Consider the following 22296-nt stretch of genomic DNA (forward strand, 5'->3'; position numbering starts at 1 on the left):
GCCGAGCCGGGCGCCCTTCCCCCGGACGATTGATGGCCTGGCGGTTGGATGCACCGATCCAAGTTCTAGCTGGGGAAGTACGTCGGGAACAGGTCGTTCGTGGGCCAGGTCTTCACGCCGGCGGCGGCGGTCCACATGGCGGCGTCGATGTCGCCGTACGACTTGCCGCTGGCGTCGTCGCGGCGGTTGAACAGCGCCGCCCAGCTCATGCCGTTGTAGGTCCGGACGAGCAGGGTGAACGTGCCGGGAAGGCTGCCGGTGTGCCAGGTGTTGCGGCCGGTGCCGCCCTGGGTCGTCGGGCGGACCTGCCAGCCGAGGCCGTAGTACCAGCCATCCGGGGAGACTCCGGTCTCCGGCTTGGCCCAGACGCTGGCGAGCGAGGTGCTGTTGAGGACGGTCGACGGCGCATCGAACATCTTGGCCCAGCGGACCAGGTCCGGCGCGCTCGCGATCCAGCCGCCGTTGGCGTCGTGGATGCGCATGCTGAACGACCCGTACGGTGCCGCGACGACCTTGCCCGTCGTGTCGAGCACCGTCTTCGCCGTGTACTGCGAGTCGTACGGCACCTCGCCCGCGTGCTTGGCGATCGAGTACCCCTGGGCCATCCGGGTGATCTTCAACGGGGTCAGCAACTTCTGCTGCACGTACGTCGCGTACGGCAGCCCACTGACCTTCTCGATCACCCGCCCGGCGAGCAGGTAGCCGTAGTTGGAGTAGGCGACCTTCGTTCCGGGCGCGTTGTCGAGCGGCCGCCCGGCCATGAACTTGATGACGTCGGCGTGGTGCAACTCCATCGGCACGCCGAGCGCCTTCGAGATGGTCGCGTCCATGCCGGTCGGGTCACCCGACACGTCGCGGTCCCAGCCGCCGAGGTGCTGCAGGAGCCGCTTGATCGTGACCGTCTTCAGCCGCGGGTCGACCGTCTGGCCGGCCGGCGGGGTGAAGGTGAGGATCGACGTCACCGGCGTCGTCAGGCTCAGCTTGCCGTCCTGCACCAGCTTGAGGATCGCCGCCGACGTGAACGACTTCGTCAGCGAGGCGACCCGGAACAACGAGGTCGGCTGGACCGCGACGGTCGACTCGGTGCTGTAGCCGCGGGCAAGGACCAGACGGCCCTTGTACGTCACCGCCAACTGGCCGGCCGTGACGCCGCGCGCCTGCATGAAGGTCTTCATCTGGTTGTCGAACCCGGCCAGCGCCGGCACCGCGGTCCCGGTCGCCTTCCACGTCGCGGCGGCGTCGGCGGACCTGATCACCGCCGTCCCGAGAGCCGCTGCCCCTCCGGTAGCGACGACAAGCTTGCCGAGATTGCGGCGTGACAGCTCCACTGACGTGAACTCCTTCAAACACAGGCGGTCGAACGTCAGAACCCTACCGACCTCAGGGTTCGTCGACGACCGATGCGTAGGAGATCACGCCACGCCGGATCTGGTCGGTCACCTGGCGGGCCGTCTTGCGCAGCGGCGTCGGGCCGGCCGCGTCGGCGACCTGCTCGGTGAGGTCGATCAGTTGCTTCACCCAACGGACGAAGTCACCGGCCGCGAGGTCGGACTCGTACAGCACCTCGGCCAGCGACGCACCCGACGCCCAGCGGAACGCGGCCCAGCAGAAGCCGAGATCCATCGAGCGCAGGAAGTCGACCCGCATGTCCCGCTCGAGCGCCGACAGGTCCCGCCAGATGGTGCCCATCTTCTCCAGCGCGTTCCGTACCTCGCCCCGCGGCAATCGCGGTGAGGTCGGCTCGTCCTTGGACCGCGACTCGTACACCAGCGCCGCCAGACAAGCCGCCAGCTCCGGTACGTCGAGATCGTCGAAAACCCCGACCCGCAAGCACTCGGCCGCCACCAGGTCTAGCTCGGTGTAGATCCGCGACAGCCGGTCGCCCGCCTCCGTCGTCTTGTCGCCGTCGAGGTAGTGCAACGCGTCGAGCACCTGGCAGACCCGGTCGAACTGGCGGGCGATCGTGTTCGTCCGCTGCTCGATCTTGCGCTGGACGTCGCGGTTCTCCCGGTCGAGCCGGAAGTACCGCTCGGCCCAGCGGGCGTGGTCCTCGCGATCCGAGCAACCGTGGCAGGGATGCGCGCGCAGCTCGGCGCGCATCTGCTGCAGCTCCGGATCATCCGCGTGCGTGACGACATCGCCCCGATGGCTGCGCGACGACGGCGGACCTTCCTCGCCGATCATGTCGGTGCGACCCCGCAGTACGTGGGCGAGCTCGCGGCGCTGTTGCGGGTTGCGGGCGTTGAACTTCTTCGGCACCCGGAGCGTGCTGATCGCCTCGACCGGGGTCGGGAAGTCGATCATCGACAGCTTGCGCACCTGCCGGTCCAGCGTCAGCACGGTCGGCCGCGGTCCTTCGCGCTCGGACCGTACGCCGGCGTCGAGCACCAGCGCCCAGCCCGCGCTCCGGCCGGCCGGGATCCGGATGATGTCGCCGATCCTCAGCTTCTCCAGCGACGCCTGCGCCTCGACCCGGCGATCCAGCTTGCGCGCCTTGGAGCCCGACGACTCGCGGTCACCGATCCGGCGGCGCAACGCGGCGTACTCGAGGAAGTCGCCGAGGTGGCAGTCGATGGACTCCTTGTACCCCTCCAGCGCCTCCGTGTTGCGCTGCACCTGCCGCGCCAGCCCCACCACGGCCTGGTCGGACTGGAACTGCGCGAACGACAGCTCCAGCATGTCCCGCGCCCGCGACCGCCCGACCTGGCGGACCAGGTTGACGGCCATGTTGTACGACGGGGAGAACGACGACCGCAACGGATACGTACGGGTGGACGCCAGACCGGCGACAGCGCGCGGATCGAACCCCGGCTGCCACAACACGACCGCGTGCCCCTCGACGTCGATCCCTCGACGCCCGGCCCGGCCGGTCAGCTGCGTGTACTCCCCCGGCGTGATGTCGACGTGGGCCTCGCCGTTCCACTTGCTCAGCTTCTCCAGCACGACCGTGCGGGCCGGCATGTTGATGCCCAGGGCAAGCGTCTCGGTCGCGAAGACGACCTTGATCAGGCCGCGTGCGAACAGCTCCTCGACGACCTCCTTGAAGGCCGCCAGCATGCCGGCGTGGTGCGCGGCGATCCCACGGCTGAGCGCCTCGCTGAAGTCGTGGTAGCCGAGCACGCCGAGGTCCTCGTCCGGCAGGTCCACCATCCGCTCGGCGAGCACCCGCCTGATCTCGGCCTGCTCACTCGGCTTGGTCAGCCGCAGGCCCGAGCGCAGGCACTGCAGCATCGCGTCCTCGCAGCCCTTGCGGGAGAAGATGAAGTAGATCGCCGGCAGCAGCGCGCCGGCATCCAGCTCCTCGACCACGTCGGACCGGTACGGCGTGAAGTGCGACCGGGCCGGCCGGCTCTTGGGCAGATCCCGGCGACGGCGCGGCTTGCGCGAGTCGTCCTTGAAGATCCGGCTGTCGTCGCGCGCGATCTTCACCAGTTGCGGGTTGACCATGTCCTTGAGATCAGCCGCGCCTGCCTTTGCCGGGTTGCCCGACTTGGACTTGGGCGCTGTGTACTGCGGCCCGTACTGCGCGACGCCACCGGCGCGCGCAGTCGGCGCCTCACCTGCGAACAGATCGTGCAGCCGCTTGCCGACCATCACGTGCTGGAACAGCGGCACCGGCCGCTTCTCCTCCAGCACCACCACCGTGTTGCCGCGGACGGTCTCCAGCCAGTCGCCGAACTCCTCCGCGTTGCTCACCGTCGCCGACAGCGACACCACCGACACCGACTCGGGCAGGTGGATGATCACTTCCTCCCAGACCGCGCCACGCGCCCGGTCGGCGAGGTAGTGCACCTCGTCCATCACCACGTACGACAGGCCGAGCAGCGTCTGGGAGGCGGCGTACAGCATGTTGCGCAGCACCTCGGTCGTCATGACGACGATCGGCGCCTCGGAGTTGATCGAGTTGTCACCGGTCAGCAGGCCGACGTTCTCGTGGCCGTAGCGGCGGACGAGATCGCCGTACTTCTGGTTGCTCAGCGCCTTGATCGGGGTGGTGTAGAAGCACTTCTGCCCCCGCTGCAGGGCCAGGTGCACCGCGAACTCGCCGACCAGCGTCTTGCCCGAGCCGGTCGGCGCGGCGACCAGCACCTGATGCCCGTCCTCCAGCGCCGCGCACGCCCGCAACTGGAACTCGTCCAGCTGGAAGTCGTACAGCGAGCGGAACTCCCGCACCGCGGGGTGCTCCTGGTCCGAGCGGAAAACGGCATACTTCTCGGACGGAGTACTCATGCCCCCAATCTATGCGACGCCACCCCCAGAACCCCGCGCTACCCGACCGGCTGGTCCCCGAGTCGATCGCTGAGCCGGCGCCGCACGAAGGCCGCGGCCCGCTCGAGCGCCTCGTCGGCCTCGGGCAGGAAGCCGGTGAAGTACTGGAACACGTGCGGCGCTCCGGCAACCACGTCCAGGCTGACGTCGACCTCGGCCTCGGCCGCCCGGACCGCCAGCCGCAGCGAGTCGTCGAGCAGGACCTCGGCCGACCCGACCTGGATCAGCAGCGGCGCCAAACCGGTCAGGTCCGCGAACAGCGGGCTCGCCAGCTCTGCGCGCGGGTCCTGGCCGCCGACGTACCACTCAGCAGACTCAGCCATCTGGGCCCGGCTGAACAGCGGGTCGAAGTCACCCCGCGAGTCCACGCTCGCGCCGCTCAGCGAGACGTCGGTCCACGGCGAGTAGAGGACCGCACCGGCGGGCTGAGGCAGTCCAGCCCTCCGCGCGGCCAGCATCAAGGCAAGCGCGAGCCCGCCACCGGCCGAATCGCCTGCCAGTACGACCTTCTGACCGCTGTCCAGCAATTCCTTGTACGCCGCCAGCGCATCGTCGACCGCAGCCGGGAACGGGTCCTCCGGCGCCAACCGATAGTCCAGCGCCACAGCCGGTACGCCGGTACTCCGCGCCAACGGCGCCGCAAGGTTGGCCCCTGTGCGGGCCGAGCCGATCGAGTACCCGCCGCCGTGCAGGTAGAGGATGACTCCCTCGCCGTCCGCGCCCTCGACCACGACATCCAGAGCGGGACGTCCCCCGAGCGTGCGGGGACTCAGCGTGACGTCCTCCCCGAGCGGCCGGCCGGCGAACATCTCGTCGAAATCGGCCCGCTGCTGGGCCGGCGTCCGGCCGAGTTCACTCTTCTCGATCAGGCCGCGGGCCTGCTCGCGTTGCTCCCTGCTCATCGTGCACCTCTCCTCGGTGGGCTATGGTCATCACAACTACATTCCCAGGAAGCTAATTCCCAAGAAGCAGGAATCTTCGGTGACCGACCTCACATCGCTGTTCTCGGACCTGGTCCGGCTGGAGACGCGGCTCTACAACACGCTCGACGCCAGGCTCAAGGCGGAGCATGACCTGCCGCTGGGTCAGTTCGAGTTCCTGCGGTTCATCGCGGCGAGCGGGACGACACGGGTCCAGGATCTGGCACACGAGTTCGCCATCACGGTCGGGGCGACCAGTAAGGGAGTCGACCGGCTCGAGGCGGCCGGCCGATGCCGGCGTACCGCCAACCCCGAGGACCGCCGCTCCTCGCTGGTCGAAGCGACACCGGCCGGCCTCGAGATCCTCGCCGCAGCGACTCCCACGGTGGAGGCGGAGCTGGTGGCCAGAATCGGTACGGTGCTGCCCGAACAGTCGGTCGAAGACCTGGCCACCCTGTTGTCGACGATCAGCGCTGGACTCGGTGGGTCTCGTAGGCCCACATGACCAGTTCGACCCGGTTCCGGGCGCCGAGTTTGGTCATGATGCTGGTGAGGTGCGTCTTGACCGTGCTGAGGCTGATGTGGAGATCACCGGCGATCTCGGAGTTGGTACGGCCCTGGGCGACGGTGAGCAGGATCTGTTCCTCGCGTCCGGTCAGCGGCTCGACAGGTTGAGCAGGCGGTCGGCCCAGTCGCGTATCGGAGAAAGCCGCGAGTAGTCGCGCGGTGATCTTCGGCGCGATCAACGCCTCGCCGTCGGCGGCCGCGTGGATCGCCTGGACCAGGAGCTCGGGGCCGGCGTCCTTGAGCAGGAAGCCGCGAGCGCCCGCCTTGAGGGCGCCGTGGACGTACTCGTCGAGGTCGAAGGTGGTGATCACGACGACCGCGATCGGGTCCTCGACGTGCGGTCCGGCGAGCTCGCGGGTCGCCGCGATCCCGTCCATCCCGGGCATCCGGATGTCGAACAGGCACACGTCCGGGCGCAGCCGGCGGGCCAGCTCGACCGCCTCGCGGCCATCGGCGGCCTGACCGACCACCTCGATCCCGGGTTGCGCGGACAGGATCATCGTCAAACCGGTACGGATGAGTTCCTGATCGTCGGCGACGACTACCCGGATCATCTGGCCGCCTTCGGCAGGACGGCTTCGACGGTCCATCCCCGGTCGGGGCCCGGGCCGGCCTCGAAGGAGCCGCCGAGGAGGGCGGCTCGTTCGGTCATACCGACGAGGCCGTAGCCCACCGGCCCGGCTGAGCCTGCCTCGCCGTCGTCCTGGATGGTCAGCCGCACTTGGTCGACGCTACCCGCCACCCGGACGTCGACCCGGGTCGCGGCGCGGGCATGGCGGACGGCGTTCGTGATCGACTCCTGGGCTATCCGGTAGAGGGCGGCCCCGACGGAGGGGCCGAGATCGTCGAGGTCGCCGGACAGTTCGACGTCGACGTGCAGCCGGCTTCCGCGGGCCAGTTGCTCTAGGTCGGCCACGCCCGGCTGCGGGGCCATCGCGGCCGCCTCGTCCTGGCGGAGTCCGGCGACCATGACCCGCATCTCCGCGAGGGTCCGTGAAGCCTCCGTCTCGATGATGGACAAGGCATCCATGGCAGCCGCCGGATCGGACGCGGCGACGATGCGGCCTGCCTGCGCCCGGATGAGGATGGCCGAGACGTGGTGGGCGACGGTGTCGTGCAACTCGCGAGCCAGTTGCTCACGCTCGCGGAGCCTCACCTGGTCCAGCTCACGGACCCGCGACGAGGTCCGGTACCGGACGGCGGCACCGACCGTCGCCGGGAAGAGCAGGAACATGCTCCCGAAGATGGAGTCCACGAGGCCGGTGGGGTCGGCGGCGAGCCCGAGCGCCAAGGCGCCCAGGACGAAGACCAGCCCGATCGCGATCTCCCGGCCGGATCCCCAGCGAAACAAGGAGTACGGGAGCAGGATCACGCAGATCATCATGTACAGCCCGACTGACTCCTTGTCGCTGAGCAAGGTCACCACGTTCAGCAGGATCAGGGTGCCGAACACGCCGGCCACGACGGCGAACGCAGCGGTACGCCGCCACAGCAGCGCGAGCACGACGGCGACCCCGAGCAGGATCGCAACCGGCCGCCACACCAGGTGATCCCGGAAGATCCCTTCGAGGACGGCCGTCGGCAGCAACAGGCCGACCAGAACCCAGTCCCGCCAGACACGCCGCGGAGCCTCGGGGGCGCGCGGCTCTGCCCAGAACGAGCGGACCGCGTTTCTCAGCATGACCACACAGTAGACACCCGCGACGTCCCGGGTATCGGCCCAAAGTACGGCGTTGCGCTCAGCCGTCCGGCCGAGTCGACTCCGGCTCTTCTCCCGAGGTGCCCTCGCCCGGATCCCGCGACGCTGAGTCCACTGTCCCTGGGCCGTTGAAGGAGAACCCCGATGATGTCGCACGCGCTGTACAGACTGGGCCGGTACGCCGCCCGCCGGCCGTGGACGGTGATCAGCAGCTGGCTGGTCGTCTCCGTGCTCGTGGTCGCCGCGGCCGGGCTCTTCGGGCAGAAGCTCACGGACTCGATGGGAGCGCCGGGGCTCGACTCGCAGAAGGCCGGCGAGCTGCTCGCCCGGTCCAACGACGCGGGGCTGACCGCGAAGGTGGTGCTCACGCCTGCTGACGATGGCTCGACCTTCTCCGACCCGGGGCCGCGGACAGCTTTGGGCGAGGTCCGGGCGGGCGCCGCCGAGCTGCCCAACGTGCTGGATGCCGGCGAGCCGGCGATCTCGGCGGACGGGCGCGTCGCGGTCATCCGGCTGCAGTACCCGGTACAGGAGAAGCTGGGCCGGAGCGATCTGGAGAACCTCAAGTCGTTCGCTGCTGGGGTTGGTCCCACCCTCCGGGTCGAGTTGGGCGGGGATCTGTTCTTCGTCTTCGAGGCGCCCGAGACCGGTATCGGGGAAGGGCTGGGGTTGCTGGTCGCGATCGTCATCTTGCTGGTGACGTTCGGGTCGGTGATCGCGATGGGGTTGCCGATCGGGCTGGCGCTGTTCGGCCTCGCGCTCGGGATCAGTGGGATGTCGCTGGTCACGTACCTGATCGACATTCCCAGCTGGGCGCCGGTGATCGGGAGCATGGTCGGGCTCGGGGTGGGGATCGACTACGCGTTGTTTCTGGTCACGCGGCATCGCGAGTACTTGTCAGCAGGGCTGAGCGTCTCGGAATCGGCGGGGCGGGCGGTCGCCACCGCTGGGCAGGCAGTCGTGTTCGCGGGCGGCACGGTGGTGATCGCGATCCTCGGGCTGGCGGTGGCCGGCGTACCGTTCATGACCGCGGGTGGGATCGCGGTCGCGCTCATCGTGCTGATCATGGTCGTTGCCTCGATCACCTTGTTGCCTGCCTTTCTGGGGTTGGCCGGGTCGTGGATCAACCGGCTCGCGGTACGGCGGGTCACCGTACGGACCGGCGGGTGGGAGCGATGGGCCCGGCACGTGTCTCGTCATGCCATCGCATATCTGGTCAGCGCCGTCGTCGCGTTGCTGGCGCTCGCCGCACCTGTGCTCGCGCTTCAGGTCGGTACGCCGGATGAGGGCGCGCTCCCAGCGACGCGGACCGAGCGCCGGGCGTACGACCTGGTCGCCGCGGGCTTCGGGCCGGGGATCAACGGGCCGTTGGTGATCGCGGTGGACATCTCGGCCGATGCCAGTGTGGTCGGGCCGCTGCGCGACGCCGTCAAGGCTGACAAGGGCATCGCCGGGGTCGCTCCGCCTGAGGTGAAGGCCGGGGTCGCGACGCTCGTCGCCTTCCCGACCACCGGGCCGCAGGACGATGCGACGCTGGAGACGGTCAGGCGCCTGCGTACAGACGTCTTTCCTTCGGTACTGCGAGACAGCCCGGCGTCGGCTCATGTCGGTGGGCAGACGGCGAGCTTCGCCGATGTCGGTGCCAAGGTCAACGATCGGCTGCCGCTCTTCGTGGGGGCCGTGATCGTGCTGTCGATCCTGTTGCTGACCGTCGTCTTCCGGTCGGTCGTGGTGCCGCTCAAGGCGGCCGTGATGAATCTGCTCAGCATCGGCGCTTCGTTCGGCGTCATGGTGATGGTGTTCCAGTGGGGTTGGGGCGCGGACCTGATCGGGCTGGAGTCGACGGTGCCGATCGTGCCGTTCATCCCGATGTTCATGTTCGCGATCCTGTTCGGGCTGTCGATGGACTACGAGGTGTTCCTGCTGTCGCGGGTCAGGGAGGAGTATCTGCGCAGCGGCGACAGCGACGGCTCGGTCGTGCACGGGATCGCGACCACCGGGCGGCTGATCACCTCGGCGGCGTTGATCATGGTGTCGGTCTTCCTCGGCTTCGTGCTGAGCAACGACCCGTCCGCGAAGATGTTCGGGCTCGGGCTGGCCGTCGCGATCTTCATCGACGCGACGATCGTCCGGATGCTTCTGGTGCCAGCGGCAATGAAGCTGCTGGGCGCCGCGAACTGGTGGCTCCCGGGCTGGCTCGATCGCTTGCTGCCGGTGCTGGATCGGCCGGACGAAGGAAGCAGCGAGGGTCAACCAGAAGTCGCCGCGGTCGATACCTTCGCCTGATCGCGGTCGGGGGTCGCGGGTTCCTAGTCTGCGGAGATGACTGTTCGAGGGATTCGATGGGCCGCGGCGCTTGCTGCCGGATCAGCTGTCACACTGGGGATCTCCGCACTGCCGGCGGCTTCGGCCGACGTCGTGGTACGGACCGGCAAGGGGCTCGTGCGGGGAACCGCCGACGCGAGCACGCGGGTGTTCCAGGGCATCCCGTACGCGGCCAGACCCGAACGGTGGACGCTGCCTCGGCCGGCGGCGGCCTGGACCGGCGTACGGGACGCCTCGAGGCCCGGGCCGATGTGCAGCCAGTTGGATGCCGAGGGCAAGGTTGATCCGCGGTCGTCGGAGGACTGCCTGTTCCTGAACGTCACCACGCCGGCCGGTCGCGGGGCCGGCCGGCGTCCCGTCATCGTCTGGTTCCACGGCGGTGGCTGGGCCTCCGGCAACGGTGCCGACTACGAGGCGCGATCGCTCAGCCGGATCGGCGACGCGGTCGTCGTCACGGTCAACTCGCGACTCGGGATCTTCGGCTTCTTCGGCTACCCGGGGCTGACCGACGGCGGGACGTTCGGCCTGGCCGACCAGCAGGCGTCGCTGCGCTGGGTGCGCGCCAACGCCCGTGCGTTCGGCGGCGATCCGGCGAACGTGACGATCATGGGCGAGTCGTCCGGCGGCGCCTCGGTCTGCGCGCAACTGGTCTCGCCGCGCTCGGCCGGGCTGTTCCAGCGAGCCGTCATCGAGAGCGGCTCCTGCCTGCAGCACTGGGCGCCGAACGTGATGGTCCCCGACAACGACGCGATCGAGTACTGGGCACCGCGCTCCGAACTCGCGCGCAACGGCCGGACCACCGGCACCGAGCTCGGCTGCGCGGACCTCGCCTGTCTGCGTGGCACGCCCGATGTCGAGGGATTGCTGAACCACAACGCGTTGTTCGGCACCCCGGCGTACGGGACGCCGATCCTGCCGGTCGACCCACGTCGCGCCCTGAAGGCCGGTCTCGTCCACCGGGTGCCGGTGCTGCAGGGCAACACCCGCGACGAACACCGGTACTTCGCTCGGTTCTTCGAAGACGACGCACCGATGACGGCGGCGGAGTACCGGGCGAATCTCGTCAAGAGCTTCGGCCGGGCGATGGCGGCCCAGATCGAGAAGCGCTATCCGGTACGGGCGTACCCGTCGCCGTTGATCGCGTGGGCGACGGTCACCACGGACAGCAGTTGGGTCTGCCCGACCGCTGAGGCCTCGCGGCTGCTGGCCCGGCGTACGCCGGTCTACAGCTTCTCCTTCGATGATCCGCACGCAGCGGTCCTGGAAGGTACCTTTCCGGCGGGCTACCCGGCAGGGGCGTACCACGGCTCGGAAGTGGCGTACCTGTTCGACTTCGGGCCGGCCGCGCCGATGACGGCCACTCAGCGGGGGCTGTCCGGTCAGATGATTCGCTACTGGACGAACTTCGCCCGGTCTGGCGACCCGAACGGTCCAGGGCTGCCCAGGTGGCCGGCCTTCGCCGGCGGGCCGACCACGCAGTCGCTGGCGCCCGGGCGGATCGGGCAGGTCGACCTGGCCGTGGCGCACAAGTGCTCTGCCTGGAAATAGCAGACAGCCCCTTCCGCCCGGGGACACTCGGGCGGCAGGGGCTGTCTTCAGCTGGTCAGGGTCAGCTGATGTGGAAGGAGTCTCCGTAGACCTTCCAGTCGAGGGGGGTGTTGAGGTTGAGGTTGCCGTTGCGGAGGAACACGCGCTGGGCGGTGTCGACCCGGCTGGTGTCGCTGTGCGCCTCCTCCTGCTTCATCGCCCAGACACGGGCGTCGAGGAAGGCGTTCAGCCAAGTGGTCTCGTTACCGCCCTGGGCCGGCGGCTTGGCCTTGGTCAGTGCGCGCTTGCGGATGCCACCGAAGCTGGTGCCGTCACTGCCGTCGCCGTGCATGACGATCGCGTCGTAGTACATGAACTGGCCGAGCACGCCGACGCCGTCGGACTTGCCCCGGCTGACGGCCGGGTTGAAGTACACCCGGTCGCGCTCGCTGTCCTGCGCGGCCTTGAAGACCGAGTCGTTCGCGGCGGTCTTCCAGTCTCTGGTGTAGTTCGGGTCGAGACCCTCGTGCGAGTCGGTCCCGTCCACGTTCTCCAGCGCCGGCAGGTACTTCTGCAGGACGTTGCCCGGCTTCTTCTGCTTGTACAGCTTGACCAGGTCCAGCATGTCGCCGGTACCGGAGCAGAACCCGATGATGCCGGCCGTGTAGCCGCGGCCGTCGTCGATGTCCTCGATGTACTTGTACTGCGCCTTCCAGTCCAGCGAGGAGTTCTCCGCGCTGGAGACGATCTTCATCGCGATCTCCTTCTTCGCCGGGTCGTCCAGCCCGACTGCCTGCACGCTGCTCTGGGCGTGCGTGGCGGTGGTGCCGTGCTCGAGCAGCGGCGAGGCGTACGCGGTCGCCGGGGCGGCAGCGACGGCGAGGCCCAGCAAGATGCCGGCGAGCCGGCGGGTGCTGCTCTTGGTGTTCGCGGGGGCGTTGAACACGAATCTCCTCCGAGGGGCGTCGAGGGGTGTTTATCTGTTAGGAAGCTTTCCTATCAGACAAATCCGATGACGAACAGAGATCGGTGAGATTCGTTCAGTGATGACGCGAACTTAACCGGTTCGAACGTTGGTTTGACTCAGGCGAACACGGTCAGCGCGCCCGGGGCGACGCCGATGTCGACCGGCAGCGGGCCGAGGATCTCGCCGTCGGCGTACGCCGTGACGCCGGGCGACTCGAGCCGGATCGACCGGCCGCGCAGGGTGTGCACCGCCGGGTGGCCGAGGTGGGAGCCCTTGGACAGCTTCGGGAACATCTGCAGCAGGGTCAGCCGTGACACCGGCTTGATGATCGTGACGTCGAGCAGCCCGTCGTCGATCCCGGCGCCGGCGCAGATCTGCAGTCCCCCGCCGTACGTCGGACCGGTGCCGACGGCCACCAGCATCGCATCGGTCTCCAGCACCTCGCCGTCGACGGTCACGATGTACGAGATCGGCGTGAAGGTGCGCAGCTCGGCGAAGGTGGCCAGCGTGTAGCGGGCGTTGCCCTTCGGCCACGTCATCGCGTTGGCGCGCTTGTTCACCAACGAGTCGAAGCCGCCGGCCACGACGGTGGTGATGTACTCGTCCTTGGCCGTCGCCAGGTCGACCGCCCGGGTCTGTCCCCTGACGATCAGCGCGGCCGCGGCCTTCGGATCCTTCAGCGGTACGCCGATGCCGCGGGCGAAGTCATTGCCGGTGCCGGCCGGGATCACGCCGAACGGCATGCCCGACCTGGCCAGCACCTGGGCGCCGAGATGGATCGTGCCGTCGCCGCCGACCAGCGCCACGCCGTCAGCACCGGAGGCGATCACCTCGGCGCTGATCCGGCCGACGTCCTCGGCGCAGGTGGTCGTGTACTCGTCGACGGTCAGGCCGCCGGCCTCCAGCTCCGCGCGGACCACCGGGGCGACCCGTGCGCCCAGCCCTCTGCCGCTGGTGGGGTTGACCACCAGCGCGATCTTGCGGGTCATCAGTCGGCCAGCAGTTCTTCGGCCTGGCGGGCCTTGCGTTTGTCGAGCACCCGGGTAATCACCTCGGCGATGAAGAACAGCAGGCACATCGGGATCGCCAGCAGACACATCGTGAACGGGTCACCGCTCGGGGTCGCGACCGCCGCGAAGATGAAGATGACCAGGATGATGTACGGCCGGAACTTGCCCAGTACCGAGGACGGCACCACGCCGAGCATGTTCAGCAGAACGACGATCAGCGGGATCAGGAAGGCGATACCGAAGACCAGCATCGTCCGGATCACGAAGTCCAGGTAGTGCGGCAGCTCGACCAGGTTCTGGATCTGCTCCGGGGTGAAGCTGATCAGGATCGCGATGCCCTTGGGCAGCGTCCAGTACGCGACCGCCATGCCGCCCGCGAACAGCGGGGCGGCGATCGCCGCGAACAGTACCGCCCACTTCTTCTCGTTGCGGTGCAGCCCGGGCGCGATGAACGCCCACAACTGGAACAGCCAGATCGGACCGGCGGCGACGACGCCCATCAGCGCGGAGATCTTGATCCGGAAGGTCAGCGGATCACCGACGCCGGGGAACGTCAGCAGCGGCTTGGGCTGGTCGTTCTTCAGCGCCAGCTCCGTGATGCTGGTCCTGAACGGATGCGTCAGGAACCTGAACGCCTCGTCGTAGAAGAACCAGGCCGCCACCGTCCCGATGACGATCGCGAGCACGCTGATGAGCAGCCGGTTGCGCAGCTCGATGATGTGCTCGCGGAGGGTCATCCGACCCTCTTCGTCCTTCGGGCGACGCTCTTTCCGTCGTCCGATCCTCACCGTTGTCACAGGTGGAGCGCGCGGCTCAGTTGGCCGTGTGGGTCGGCGGCAAGCCGTCGCCCGGGGCCTGGCCGTTCGGCTGCTGGCTGGGGGCCTGCACCGGCGGGTTGACCGGCTGGGTCGGCGCCTGGGTGCCCTCGGTCAGCTCACCCTCCTTCTTGCGGGACGACGGGCCGACCTCCTCTTCCCAGATCTTCTTCGACTTGCCGAGCTGCTTCACCAGCGCCGGCAGCTTGGCCGACCCGAACAGCAGCACGACGATCGCGAGAATGACGAGCCACTCAGCGCCCTGAGGCATTCCGAGATACGCAACCATGACGAAACTCCCTACCGACTTCTACTTGTGGCTCAACCGTGAGCGCCGATACTACGCCCGAGCTTGTGCGTCCTCGGCGGTCCGGGCGGACCTCGCCTGAGACTGCGCGTCCTCGAGCTTGGACTGGGCGGTTACCAACTCACGTGTCAGTGCCTTGGCCTGACCCCACAGCTTCCGAGCGAGCAGCACGAGGACCAGGATCCACACCGCCACCACGCCCAGGAAGAGCAAGAGCCAATACATGCCCAAGAGCCTATCCGGTTCCCGGTCACGACCCTTCCCCGCAGCCCGTCGCGGTGGACAACGGTGTCGGAACGTGATGGTAAGAACAGGGGAAGCAGAGACCTCAGGGGGCGTTTTGATGGAACGGATTTCGGTGGCGGAGCGGCGGGCCCGGCTCGGGCTGCGGCATCGGCTGGCTGGGTCGGCACAGGCGGGGGATCCGGTCGAGGCGGCTCGGTCGATGGTGGTGCTGCACGGGACGGATCCGGCGACCGTTCACCTGTCGATCGCCGCCCGGGTGCCGGGCAGCGAGGTGGCGGGGACCGAGCGGGCGCTGTACGACGATCGGACCTTGATCCGGATGCTGGGGATGCGGCGAACGGTGTTCGTCGTACCGACGGCGTTCGCTCCCGTAGTACAGGCTGCTTGTACTGACGACATCGCGGAGAAGCAGCGGAAACTGCTCGTCAAGCATCTGGCCGAGGCGGGGATCGCGGCCGATGCCGAGGCGTGCGCTCAGTGGTTGCGGTCGGTCGAGGAGTCGACGGCTACTGCCCTCGCGCTGCGCGGATCGGCGACGGCTTCGGAGTTGTCGGCCGATGAGCCGCGCTTGCGCAGCCGGCTGGTGATGGCGCCTGGCAAGTCGTACGCCGCGCAGCCGTACGTGACGAGCCGCGTCCTCTTCCAACTCTCCGCCGAGGGCCGGATCGTCCGTGGTCGCCCGCTCGGCACCTGGCTGAGCGGCCAGCACCAGTGGTCCCCGGTCGAGAACTGGCTCCCCGACGGCTTCGGCGACAAGCAACCGGCCGACGAAGCCCGGGCGACTCTTGCGCGCGCCTGGCTGACCTCCTTCGGCCCCGGCACCGTAGAAGACCTCCAGTGGTGGGCCGGCTGGACCCTAGGCCAGACCCGCAAGGCCCTAACCACAGTCGAAGCAGTAGAGGTCGACCTGGACGGCTCCACCGGCTACGTACTCCCCGGCGACGAGGCGCCATCACCGGAGCCAGAGCCCTGGGTAGCGTTCCTCCCCGCCCTGGACCCCACCCCCATGGGCTGGAAAGACCGCTCCTGGTACCTGGGCGACCACAAATCCCGAATGTTCGACACCACCGGCAACATCGGCCCCTCCGTCTGGGCCAACGGCCGCATAGTCGGCGGCTGGAGCCAACCAGAATCCGGCGACGTCCGCTACCAACTACTCGACGACGTAGACCACGAAACAGCTACCGCCATCGAATCCGAAGCCCACCGCTGGACCCAATGGCTAGCCGGCGTCCGAATCACTCCCCGCGGCCGCCGCCCCTCACCGCTGGAGGACGAACTCTCGAAACGCTGAGGTGCCTACTGGAGTTGGTCGTCGTAGGCGGAGAGGGCGTCTCGGGCGGTGGCGGCTATTTGTTTGCCCAGGTCTTGGGGGTCCAGGACTGTGGCGGTGCCGCCTAGGCGGAGGATGAGCCGTTGGAGCCAGGCGGTGTCGGCTACTCGGAGTTTCACGGTCAGGGAGTTGCCGGCGGTCTCTTCGACGGACTCCATCGGGTAGTACTCGGCGACCCAGCGTGCGGGGGGCTCGAGCTTGACCGTGGCGAGTAGGTCTTGCTCTGAGGGCTGGAACATGCCGTTGGAGAGGTCGCGGGGAGTCGCCTCGGGTGGAGGCTCGCTGGGGAGGTCCAGGAGCTTGGCCGCGGCGATTCGGTCGAGGCGGAAGAGGCGGACGTCCTCCGCCAGGCGGCACCACGCCTCGAGGTAGCTGCGGCCTTCGGAGACCACCAGACGCATGGGATCGACGTCTCGCTCGGTGGTCTCGTCGCGAGACGGTACGTCGTACGTGAGGTGCATGCGTCGCTTGCCGGCCAGCGCCCGGTTGACCAGGTCGGCGATCTCCGGCGCAGCGGGCTCGACGTGGACGTGGGCAGCGGAGCCCTCGATCGCAGCAGCCCCCTCCCCCGCGGCCGTCTCCAGCTTCGCGATGGCCCGGTCGACGGCGTCGCGGTCATTGCCGGCTGTCACGTCGCGCAGGGTGCGCAGCGCGGTCAGCAAGGCGAGCGCCTCGTCGGCTGCCAGGCGCAGAGGGCGCGCCAGATAGTCGGCGTTGTTGAGGTGGATCACCCCGTCGCCCTCGGCCGCGTCGATGTCGATCTCGATCAGATCGCCCATCTGGGCGCCGGGCAGACCGCAGAACCACAGCACCTTCAGGTCCGCGATGATCTGCTTCGGCCGTACGCCGAACTCCGCCGCAACGTCGTCCACCCGGGCGCCGTCGTTCTCACGCAGGTAGGGCACCAGTGCGAGCAGCCGCTGCACCTGGTCACGCGCATTGCTCATGCCGCGACCTCGCTGCGGTTGTCGGTTCGGCGGCTCATACGGCCACCCCGGCGACGGTACGCAGGCGTCGCAGTACGCCGTCCAGCACGTCGCCCGGCCCTTCGACCACGGCATCCGGCCCGAGGGACGCGATCTCCTCGGCGAGGACCTCGGAGTCGGCGTACGGGACGTGCAGCAGGTCCCAGCCCTCCTCGTACGGCTCGATCGCGTTCGCGCGTCGACGCAGGCTCACGGCCGAGCCGGTGCGCGCCCGGACCTTCGCCTCCGACGTCGGCCGTGGCGGCGCGAGCTCGCTGACCAGCGAGCGGATGTCGGTGCCCTCGGGCACGGTGAACGCGTTCGGCGGGCCGACCGTCTTGACGTTGCCGCCGATCCGCGACATCCGGAACATCCGGGTCGCCTGACGGTCGCGATCGCGACCCACGACGTACCAGCGGCCGTGCCAGGAGACGATCCCCCATGGCTCGAGCGTGCGGGTGGTCGGCGCCGAACCACCGCTGCGAGTGTGCTCGAACCGTACGGCGGTGCGGCTCACGACGGCCGACCACAGCGGGTCGAAGGCCGGCTCGGAGGCGCCGACGTGCGGCTCGATCGCGCTCAGCGCGGACTGGTCGGTCTGGATCCCGGCGGCCTTCAGCTTGAGCACAGCCGACGTGGTCGCCTCGGCCAGGCTGGCGTGCTGCCAGACCCGCGCGGCGACCCCCAGTACGGCGGCCTCGTCCGGCTCCAGGTGCACTTCGGGCAGCTCGAAGACATCCCGGCGGATCCGGTAGCCGACGTCGTCGGAGAAGAACTTGTCGATGGTGCCCATCTCGATCGGGATGCCCAGATCGCGCAACTCGTCCTTGTCGCGCTCGAACATCTTCTCGAAGGCGTCGTCGGTCTGCCCGGCGTACCCCTCGACGACCTCGCGGATCCGCTCCTTGGTCACGTAGGTGCGCGCGACCAGCAGGCAGATCACCACATTGAGCAGCCGCTCACTCTTCCGCGCCGACACCCGACCACCTTACGGGGTGTTCGGCGCGAACATGTGTTCTAACCTTCGACGGCACCGGAAAAGATTCTTCGTGACCCCCGGCCGCTGCCAGAGTTTCGCCATGAGAAGAACCTCCGCCGGGTTCGCCGTGCTGGCTCTCGCGTCGACCGCCCTCCTGCAGGTGCAGTCCGCAGCCGCCGCCGAAGCCTGTTCCGACTCGTACCTGACCCCGCTGGCGTCCTGGGAGCGGTCCCCGATCACCGCGGCCGATCCGTCCGGCCGGTACCAGGTGGCTCAGCTGGGCGACCGGACCGGGCGGCTCGGTGTCGGCATCTGGCGCAACAGTGTCGCCGAGACGATGATCCCGCTGCTCGACGGCTACATCGAGCCGCTCGACGTGAATGTGCGGGCCGAGGTCGTGGGGTTCGGCTACGCCAGCGGCGAATCGGTGGGCGCTTGGCGGGCTCGCGGGACGCAGCGCACCACGCTCCCGCTGCCGGCCGGCGCCGACTCCGCCAAAGCGGTGGCGATCAACGCTGCCGGCGAGGTCGCCGGTGTGATCACCACCGCCTCGGGCAGCCAGGGGGTCGTGTGGTCGCCCAGCAACGAGCCGCGGGCACTGCCGGTGCCCGACGGGCTCACCTCGGCGGAAGCCAAGGACATCGACGATGACGGCACGGTCGTCGGGTTCGCCGGCAAACAGGACCAGTTCGGCATGCTCACCCGTCAGCCGGTCGTCTGGCCGGCCGATGGCGGCTACCGGCTACTGCCTGCCACGGATCAGGCCTACACCTGGCCGTCCGCGGTCCGCAACGGCATCGCCATCGGCGAGGACGGCCAGTCCGTCGTCAGCTGGAACCTGGCCACGGACACCGAGACGGTCATAGCGGCGACCGAGGCCAGGGCCGGCGAGGTGAACGCCGGCGGGGACTTCACGATCACCAGGACGCCGTCCGCAGCCCCGGCGGTCACCGACTTCATCCGGCGTGGCCAGCCTGTTCGCACGGCCGGTCCTGGCTATGCCATCGGCCTGTCGGACTCGGGCCGGGTCTACTACGAGGATCACCACGTCTTCGACTGCGGCTCCTGACTACTACAGTCACCGTGTGATGCGGTGGCGTGAAGGAATCGTTAGTGGGCTCGGGCGGAGCTGGACCGGGGCGCAGGAGCTGACTGTGGTGGTCGGTGACCGGGATGTGCGGTCACTGGCCTACCCAGACCTGGTCGGCTCCCCTGTCGTCGGCGACCGAGTACTGCTCAATGTGGGCGCTCTCGACCGAGGCCTGGGCACCGGCGGCTATGCACTGGTCGTCGCCATCCCCGACCGGCTCCCAGCTGACCCGCCCGAGACCGGGCACCTGGTCAAGGCCCGCTACACGCCACTGCAGTCCATGGTGCTCGGTGCGGACGAGCAGGACTCGCCCGACCACGCAGTACTACGAGATGCCGACGACCTCTTCGGTACGCCGGTCGTGGTGGCTGACCTCCACTCGGCGCTGCCCGCAGTACTGGCCGGCGTGTTCGAGGCCCGACCCGGTACTCGCGTGGTCTACGTGATGACGGATGGCGGGGCCTTGCCGCTGGCGTTCTCACGGACTGTCTCGGCGCTGCGGGATGCCGGATGGCTTGGCGGGACTGTGACGGTCGGGCAGGCGTATGGCGGCGACCGGGAGGCAGTGACCGTTCATACCGGGTTGCTGACCGCAGTACACGTGCTGGCGGCCGAAGTGGTCGTACTGACGCAGGGGCCTGGCAACCTCGGCACTGGTACTCGCTGGGGCTTCTCCGGAGTGCAGTCGGGTGAGGCGGTCAATGCGGTCGGCACGCTTGGCGGGCGGGCCGTGGCGTCGCTGCGCATCTCGGAGGCCGACCCACGACCACGGCACCGAGGCATCTCGCACCACAGCCTCACGGCGTACGGGCGGGTGGCGCTGCAGCCGGCGGACGTCGTAGTACCGGATCTGGACGGAGAATTCGGCGACGCCGTCAGGGACGCGGCCGAACCCCTCAAGGGACGGCACCGGGTCGTACGGGTCTCTGTGGACGGCTTGTACGACGCCCTGGCGACCGCCCCGGTCAAGCTGTCGACGATGGGCCGGGACCTGGACGCAGACCGCGCCTACTTCGAAGCGGCCGCTGCAGCCGGGCGCCACGCCGCGGGGCTGGTGGACATACCACCACCCGGGTCGGGGTCTCAGTACTCCTGAAACCCCGGGCCATGGCCGCCAGAGTGGAAGCATGGCAACCACGCAGCGCGACCTCACGATTCACGACACCGTCCGGATGGAACCGCCGGTCCCGGTGCGGGCCGCGACGGCCGCGTGGTTCCTGGCGGTCGGCGCAGGTGTCGCCGAGTCGGTCCTGGGCGTGATCGGCGCGCTCGCCGGCTCGATGGCGTGGCCGGCGCTGGTCGCCCAGATCGCGTTCCGCGCCATCGTCTACGGCGGGGTGTTCGTCGTGATCGACAGGTACTTCCGGCTCGGCCGTAACTGGTCCCGCCATCTCCTGGCGGTCCTGCTCGGCGTGATCGGCATGGCGACCCTGATCGTCGGCCCGATCCACTGGCTGGTCAGCAACGGCGACTTCGACGCGATCGACGTCAGCGCGGACTTCGTCGCCTTCGCGATGATCCGCAGCATCCACGTGATGGCGGTCATCACCGGAGTCGTCCTGATGTACCAGCCGGACGCGAACCGCTGGTTCAAACGCTCCTGACGCAAAAGGATGGGGGTGGGGTGGTGGTACCGAAGTACCGCCGCCCCACCCCCATCACTGCTACTACAGGTACCACACGTCCGCGCTGACGAAGACCGGGTACTCGGAAGTGCAGAACTTGCGGGATGTCTTGTTCTTGGCGGCCACAGGGCCCAGCCAGCTGTCCTCGTCGTTGTTGAACGCGCCCTTCTTACAGGTCAGCAGAACCTGGTGGGATCGGTCCGTACAAAGAGATTCGCCACCCGGGTACGGCGATCCGGCGATCCGGCGGGCCGTACAACCGGTCACCGTGGCGTTCGCCGGCGCGGCGACCCCGACCGTCAGCACACCGATCAAGAGGGCACCGACCATGCCCAGGACAGACAGTTTGTTGCGCATATGCGTACTCCGATTCAGCGAGCGGACTGCATCCGGATTCTTTCTGCGGTGGCAGGCGAATCCGCGATGGTTGACGCTAGCTAGCAACTTCTGGCCAGGACAATGATTCTGCACGTTGCTGCAACTCTTCGCAGTCGGGCGGTCACCGTCGCGATTTCCTCGACCTGCGACGAAACAAGGCCGCCGCCCGGTGGGCGACGGCCTTGCCTTGGGTGTTGAGGTGGAGCTACTGCTGCTTCGGCGCCGGGAAGGCGTTGAGGATGTCGAGGATGGCGATCGCCGGAGGGCTGGTGACCTTGCCCTTCTCGTCCTTGCCTGCAGGGAGCTCGACCAGGACGCGGCTGCCGACCGGCATACCAGCGAGGCCGTCCAGTGCGCCGGCCTGACCGTTCGGGCCGGGGCCGACCTGGAGCTTGTCGGTCGGGAGGCCGGGCTGGGCCGGTCCGGTCTGCGAGGCCGGCTGCGGGTCCCAGGTGCTCGCCTGCTTCTTGCCGGCGTAGTCGTAGACGACGTAGCGGCCGATCAGCTGGCTGCCCTTCTCGATCGGCTTGCCCTTGCCGGTGGCGATGACGACCGGCTTGCCGGGCTTGGCCGGAGCCTTCGTGCCCTTCGGGACGACCAGCGTCGGCGCCGCGTTGAGCTCGCCGGTGACCTTGAACGGCGTCGCCGGAGCGGCGACCGGGTCGGCGTCGAGCTTGGTGTCGTTGCCGGCCACGCCGACCAGGTCGACGACGAAGATCAGCGTGTCGTCACCCTTGATCCCGGCCTGCTCGTTGCCGGTCTCCTTGTAGCCCTTGTCGGACGGGATCGACATCAGCACCCGGCTGCCGATCTTCTTGCCAACCAGTGCCTCGTCCCAGCCGGCGATCACGCCGCCGATCCCGATCGGGAACGACGAGGGCGCGCCCCGGTCGTAGGAGTTGTCGAAGACCTTGCCGTCGCGCCAGATCTGGCCGAGGTAGTTCGCGGTGAGCAGCTCACCCTTCTTGACCTCGGGGCCGTCGCCCTCCTTGAGGACCTCGGTCTGCAGGGTCTTGTCCGGATCCCCGTCCTTGTGGGTGACGGTCGGCTTCTTGCCGAACTCCTCGGTCGCCTTGATCCCGATCTTGCCGAAGTCGCCTCCGGACCCGGCCTTGGAATCATCGGAACCGCAGGCGGCCAGGGATGTCCCCAGCGCCAGCACCGCGACCAGACTCAACAACTTGCGCACGAACGAGCACCTCGAAATCTCACGGCACGGCCCTGCCGTCGGCGGGCCCGCCTGGATATACGGCCAGATGAACTCGCCCACCCTA

At 68.7% G+C, this 22296-nt stretch carries 21 protein-coding genes; 7 read left to right on the forward strand and 14 right to left on the reverse strand.

All coding sequences use genetic code 11. The features are described 5' to 3' along the window. Positions 1–65: 65 nt before the first annotated feature. Genes ABD116_RS01990 through ABD116_RS02000 form a run of 3 tightly spaced genes read right to left on the reverse strand, consistent with a single transcriptional unit; the run spans position 66 to position 5171 of the window. Positions 66–1328, reverse strand: coding sequence for a serine hydrolase domain-containing protein (locus ABD116_RS01990; RefSeq protein WP_343964115.1), 1263 nt, complete (start codon positions 1326–1328; stop codon positions 66–68). 52 nt (positions 1329–1380) lie between these two features. After that, the gene (locus ABD116_RS01995) at positions 1381–4230 is read right to left on the reverse strand and encodes a DEAD/DEAH box helicase (protein ID WP_343964117.1); all 2850 of its coding nucleotides are present in this window, start codon (positions 4228–4230) and stop codon (positions 1381–1383) included. Between the two features lie 38 nt (positions 4231–4268). Beyond that, complete coding sequence (locus tag ABD116_RS02000; protein WP_343964119.1) at positions 4269–5171, reverse strand: alpha/beta hydrolase; 903 nt, start codon at positions 5169–5171, stop codon at positions 4269–4271. A 79-nt stretch (positions 5172–5250) separates the two neighbouring features. Between ABD116_RS02000 and ABD116_RS02005 the strand changes: the two genes are divergently transcribed. Further along, positions 5251–5694 (forward strand): MarR family winged helix-turn-helix transcriptional regulator, encoded by a 444-nt coding sequence (locus ABD116_RS02005; RefSeq protein WP_343964121.1) that lies wholly within the window; start codon positions 5251–5253, stop codon positions 5692–5694. On the opposite strand, the gene ABD116_RS02010 is transcribed toward ABD116_RS02005, so the two are convergent. Together ABD116_RS02010 and ABD116_RS02015 are read right to left on the reverse strand one after the other, a co-directional pair. Continuing rightward, the gene (locus ABD116_RS02010) at positions 5657–6310 is read right to left on the reverse strand and encodes a response regulator (protein ID WP_343964123.1); all 654 of its coding nucleotides are present in this window, start codon (positions 6308–6310) and stop codon (positions 5657–5659) included. The genes ABD116_RS02005 and ABD116_RS02010 overlap by 38 nt on opposite strands. Continuing rightward, positions 6307–7437, reverse strand: a complete 1131-nt coding sequence (locus ABD116_RS02015) for a sensor histidine kinase (protein WP_343964125.1) — start codon at positions 7435–7437, stop codon at positions 6307–6309. The genes ABD116_RS02010 and ABD116_RS02015 overlap by 4 nt, the downstream gene beginning before the upstream one ends. A 162-nt stretch (positions 7438–7599) precedes the next feature. Between ABD116_RS02015 and ABD116_RS02020 the strand changes: the two genes are divergently transcribed. Both ABD116_RS02020 and ABD116_RS02025 read left to right on the forward strand, forming a co-directional pair. Then, the gene (locus ABD116_RS02020) at positions 7600–9741 is read left to right on the forward strand and encodes an MMPL family transporter (protein ID WP_343964127.1); all 2142 of its coding nucleotides are present in this window, start codon (positions 7600–7602) and stop codon (positions 9739–9741) included. Between the two features lie 36 nt (positions 9742–9777). Beyond that, positions 9778–11328: a carboxylesterase/lipase family protein gene (locus ABD116_RS02025; RefSeq protein WP_343964129.1), complete on the forward strand. Its 1551-nt coding sequence runs from the start codon at positions 9778–9780 to the stop codon at positions 11326–11328. A gap of 61 nt (positions 11329–11389) precedes the next feature. Here ABD116_RS02025 and ABD116_RS02030 read toward each other — a convergent pair whose 3' ends face one another. The 5 genes from ABD116_RS02030 to ABD116_RS02050 form a co-directional block, all read right to left on the reverse strand. Continuing rightward, the gene (locus ABD116_RS02030; RefSeq protein ID WP_343964131.1) at positions 11390–12253 is read right to left on the reverse strand and encodes a chitosanase; all 864 of its coding nucleotides are present in this window, start codon (positions 12251–12253) and stop codon (positions 11390–11392) included. Positions 12254–12390: 137 nt separating this feature from the next. Further along, positions 12391–13263 carry a diacylglycerol/lipid kinase family protein gene (locus ABD116_RS02035; RefSeq protein ID WP_343964133.1) on the reverse strand — a complete coding sequence of 291 codons (873 nt, stop codon included), beginning with the start codon at positions 13261–13263 and terminating at the stop codon, positions 12391–12393. Then, positions 13263–14021: a twin-arginine translocase subunit TatC gene (gene tatC, locus ABD116_RS02040; RefSeq protein ID WP_343964135.1), complete on the reverse strand. Its 759-nt coding sequence runs from the start codon at positions 14019–14021 to the stop codon at positions 13263–13265. The genes ABD116_RS02035 and tatC overlap by 1 nt, the downstream gene beginning before the upstream one ends. A gap of 76 nt (positions 14022–14097) precedes the next feature. After that, positions 14098–14388: a twin-arginine translocase TatA/TatE family subunit gene (locus tag ABD116_RS02045; protein ID WP_343964137.1), complete on the reverse strand. Its 291-nt coding sequence runs from the start codon at positions 14386–14388 to the stop codon at positions 14098–14100. Between the two features lie 51 nt (positions 14389–14439). Next, positions 14440–14631: a hypothetical protein gene (locus ABD116_RS02050; protein ID WP_343964139.1), complete on the reverse strand. Its 192-nt coding sequence runs from the start codon at positions 14629–14631 to the stop codon at positions 14440–14442. Positions 14632–14749: 118 nt separating this feature from the next. On the opposite strand from ABD116_RS02050, the gene ABD116_RS02055 reads away from it, so the two are divergent. After that, positions 14750–15946: a winged helix DNA-binding domain-containing protein gene (locus ABD116_RS02055; RefSeq protein WP_343964141.1), complete on the forward strand. Its 1197-nt coding sequence runs from the start codon at positions 14750–14752 to the stop codon at positions 15944–15946. Positions 15947–15951: 5 nt separating this feature from the next. Here the strand turns inward: ABD116_RS02055 and ABD116_RS02060 are convergent, their stop codons facing one another. Then, positions 15952–16932: a helix-turn-helix transcriptional regulator gene (locus ABD116_RS02060; protein ID WP_343964143.1), complete on the reverse strand. Its 981-nt coding sequence runs from the start codon at positions 16930–16932 to the stop codon at positions 15952–15954. 34 nt (positions 16933–16966) lie between these two features. Continuing rightward, on the reverse strand, positions 16967–17929 hold the full coding sequence (locus ABD116_RS02065; RefSeq protein ID WP_343964145.1) for a helix-turn-helix transcriptional regulator: 963 nt from the start codon (positions 17927–17929) through the stop codon (positions 16967–16969). 100 nt (positions 17930–18029) lie between these two features. Here ABD116_RS02065 and ABD116_RS02070 point away from each other — a divergent pair, with 100 nt between their 5' ends. From ABD116_RS02070 to ABD116_RS02080, 3 genes are read left to right on the forward strand one after another with little or no spacing between them, the layout of a single operon-like run. Next, positions 18030–18998, forward strand: coding sequence for a hypothetical protein (locus ABD116_RS02070; RefSeq protein ID WP_343964147.1), 969 nt, complete (start codon positions 18030–18032; stop codon positions 18996–18998). Positions 18999–19017: 19 nt separating this feature from the next. After that, the gene (locus ABD116_RS02075) at positions 19018–20115 is read left to right on the forward strand and encodes a DUF3866 family protein (protein ID WP_343964235.1); all 1098 of its coding nucleotides are present in this window, start codon (positions 19018–19020) and stop codon (positions 20113–20115) included. A 31-nt stretch (positions 20116–20146) separates the two neighbouring features. Next, positions 20147–20623 carry a hypothetical protein gene (locus tag ABD116_RS02080; protein WP_343964148.1) on the forward strand — a complete coding sequence of 159 codons (477 nt, stop codon included), beginning with the start codon at positions 20147–20149 and terminating at the stop codon, positions 20621–20623. A gap of 63 nt (positions 20624–20686) precedes the next feature. On the opposite strand, the gene ABD116_RS02085 is transcribed toward ABD116_RS02080, so the two are convergent. Together ABD116_RS02085 and ABD116_RS02090 are read right to left on the reverse strand one after the other, a co-directional pair. Continuing rightward, positions 20687–21001 carry a hypothetical protein gene (locus ABD116_RS02085; protein WP_343964149.1) on the reverse strand — a complete coding sequence of 105 codons (315 nt, stop codon included), beginning with the start codon at positions 20999–21001 and terminating at the stop codon, positions 20687–20689. 226 nt (positions 21002–21227) lie between these two features. Next, positions 21228–22211 carry an FKBP-type peptidyl-prolyl cis-trans isomerase gene (locus tag ABD116_RS02090; protein WP_343964151.1) on the reverse strand — a complete coding sequence of 328 codons (984 nt, stop codon included), beginning with the start codon at positions 22209–22211 and terminating at the stop codon, positions 21228–21230. Positions 22212–22296: the final 85 nt, after the last annotated feature.

The sequence above is a fragment of the Kribbella koreensis genome (genome assembly GCF_039525325.1).
Taxonomy (GTDB): Bacteria; Actinomycetota; Actinomycetes; order Propionibacteriales; family Kribbellaceae; genus Kribbella; species Kribbella koreensis.

Bases quoted from the DNA above. Each gene is read 5' to 3' on its own strand.
- ABD116_RS01995 (WP_343964117.1), bottom strand. From the start codon at position 4,230: ATGAGTACTCCGTCCGAGAAGTATGCCGTTTTCCGCTCGGACCAGGAG.
- ABD116_RS02000 (WP_343964119.1), bottom strand. From the start codon at position 5,171: ATGAGCAGGGAGCAACGCGAGCAGGCCCGCGGCCTGATCGAGAAGAGT.
- ABD116_RS02010 (WP_343964123.1), bottom strand. From the start codon at position 6,310: ATGATCCGGGTAGTCGTCGCCGACGATCAGGAACTCATCCGTACCGGT.
- ABD116_RS02015 (WP_343964125.1), bottom strand. From the start codon at position 7,437: ATGCTGAGAAACGCGGTCCGCTCGTTCTGGGCAGAGCCGCGCGCCCCC.
- ABD116_RS02020 (WP_343964127.1), top strand. From the start codon at position 7,600: ATGATGTCGCACGCGCTGTACAGACTGGGCCGGTACGCCGCCCGCCGG.
- ABD116_RS02025 (WP_343964129.1), top strand. From the start codon at position 9,778: ATGACTGTTCGAGGGATTCGATGGGCCGCGGCGCTTGCTGCCGGATCA.
- ABD116_RS02035 (WP_343964133.1), bottom strand. From the start codon at position 13,263: ATGACCCGCAAGATCGCGCTGGTGGTCAACCCCACCAGCGGCAGAGGG.
- tatC (WP_343964135.1), bottom strand. From the start codon at position 14,021: ATGACCCTCCGCGAGCACATCATCGAGCTGCGCAACCGGCTGCTCATC.
- ABD116_RS02045 (WP_343964137.1), bottom strand. From the start codon at position 14,388: ATGGTTGCGTATCTCGGAATGCCTCAGGGCGCTGAGTGGCTCGTCATT.
- ABD116_RS02050 (WP_343964139.1), bottom strand. From the start codon at position 14,631: ATGTATTGGCTCTTGCTCTTCCTGGGCGTGGTGGCGGTGTGGATCCTG.
- ABD116_RS02055 (WP_343964141.1), top strand. From the start codon at position 14,750: ATGGAACGGATTTCGGTGGCGGAGCGGCGGGCCCGGCTCGGGCTGCGG.
- ABD116_RS02060 (WP_343964143.1), bottom strand. From the start codon at position 16,932: ATGAGCAATGCGCGTGACCAGGTGCAGCGGCTGCTCGCACTGGTGCCC.
- ABD116_RS02070 (WP_343964147.1), top strand. From the start codon at position 18,030: ATGAGAAGAACCTCCGCCGGGTTCGCCGTGCTGGCTCTCGCGTCGACC.
- ABD116_RS02075 (WP_343964235.1), top strand. From the start codon at position 19,018: ATGCGGTGGCGTGAAGGAATCGTTAGTGGGCTCGGGCGGAGCTGGACC.
- ABD116_RS02080 (WP_343964148.1), top strand. From the start codon at position 20,147: ATGGCAACCACGCAGCGCGACCTCACGATTCACGACACCGTCCGGATG.
- ABD116_RS02085 (WP_343964149.1), bottom strand. From the start codon at position 21,001: ATGCGCAACAAACTGTCTGTCCTGGGCATGGTCGGTGCCCTCTTGATC.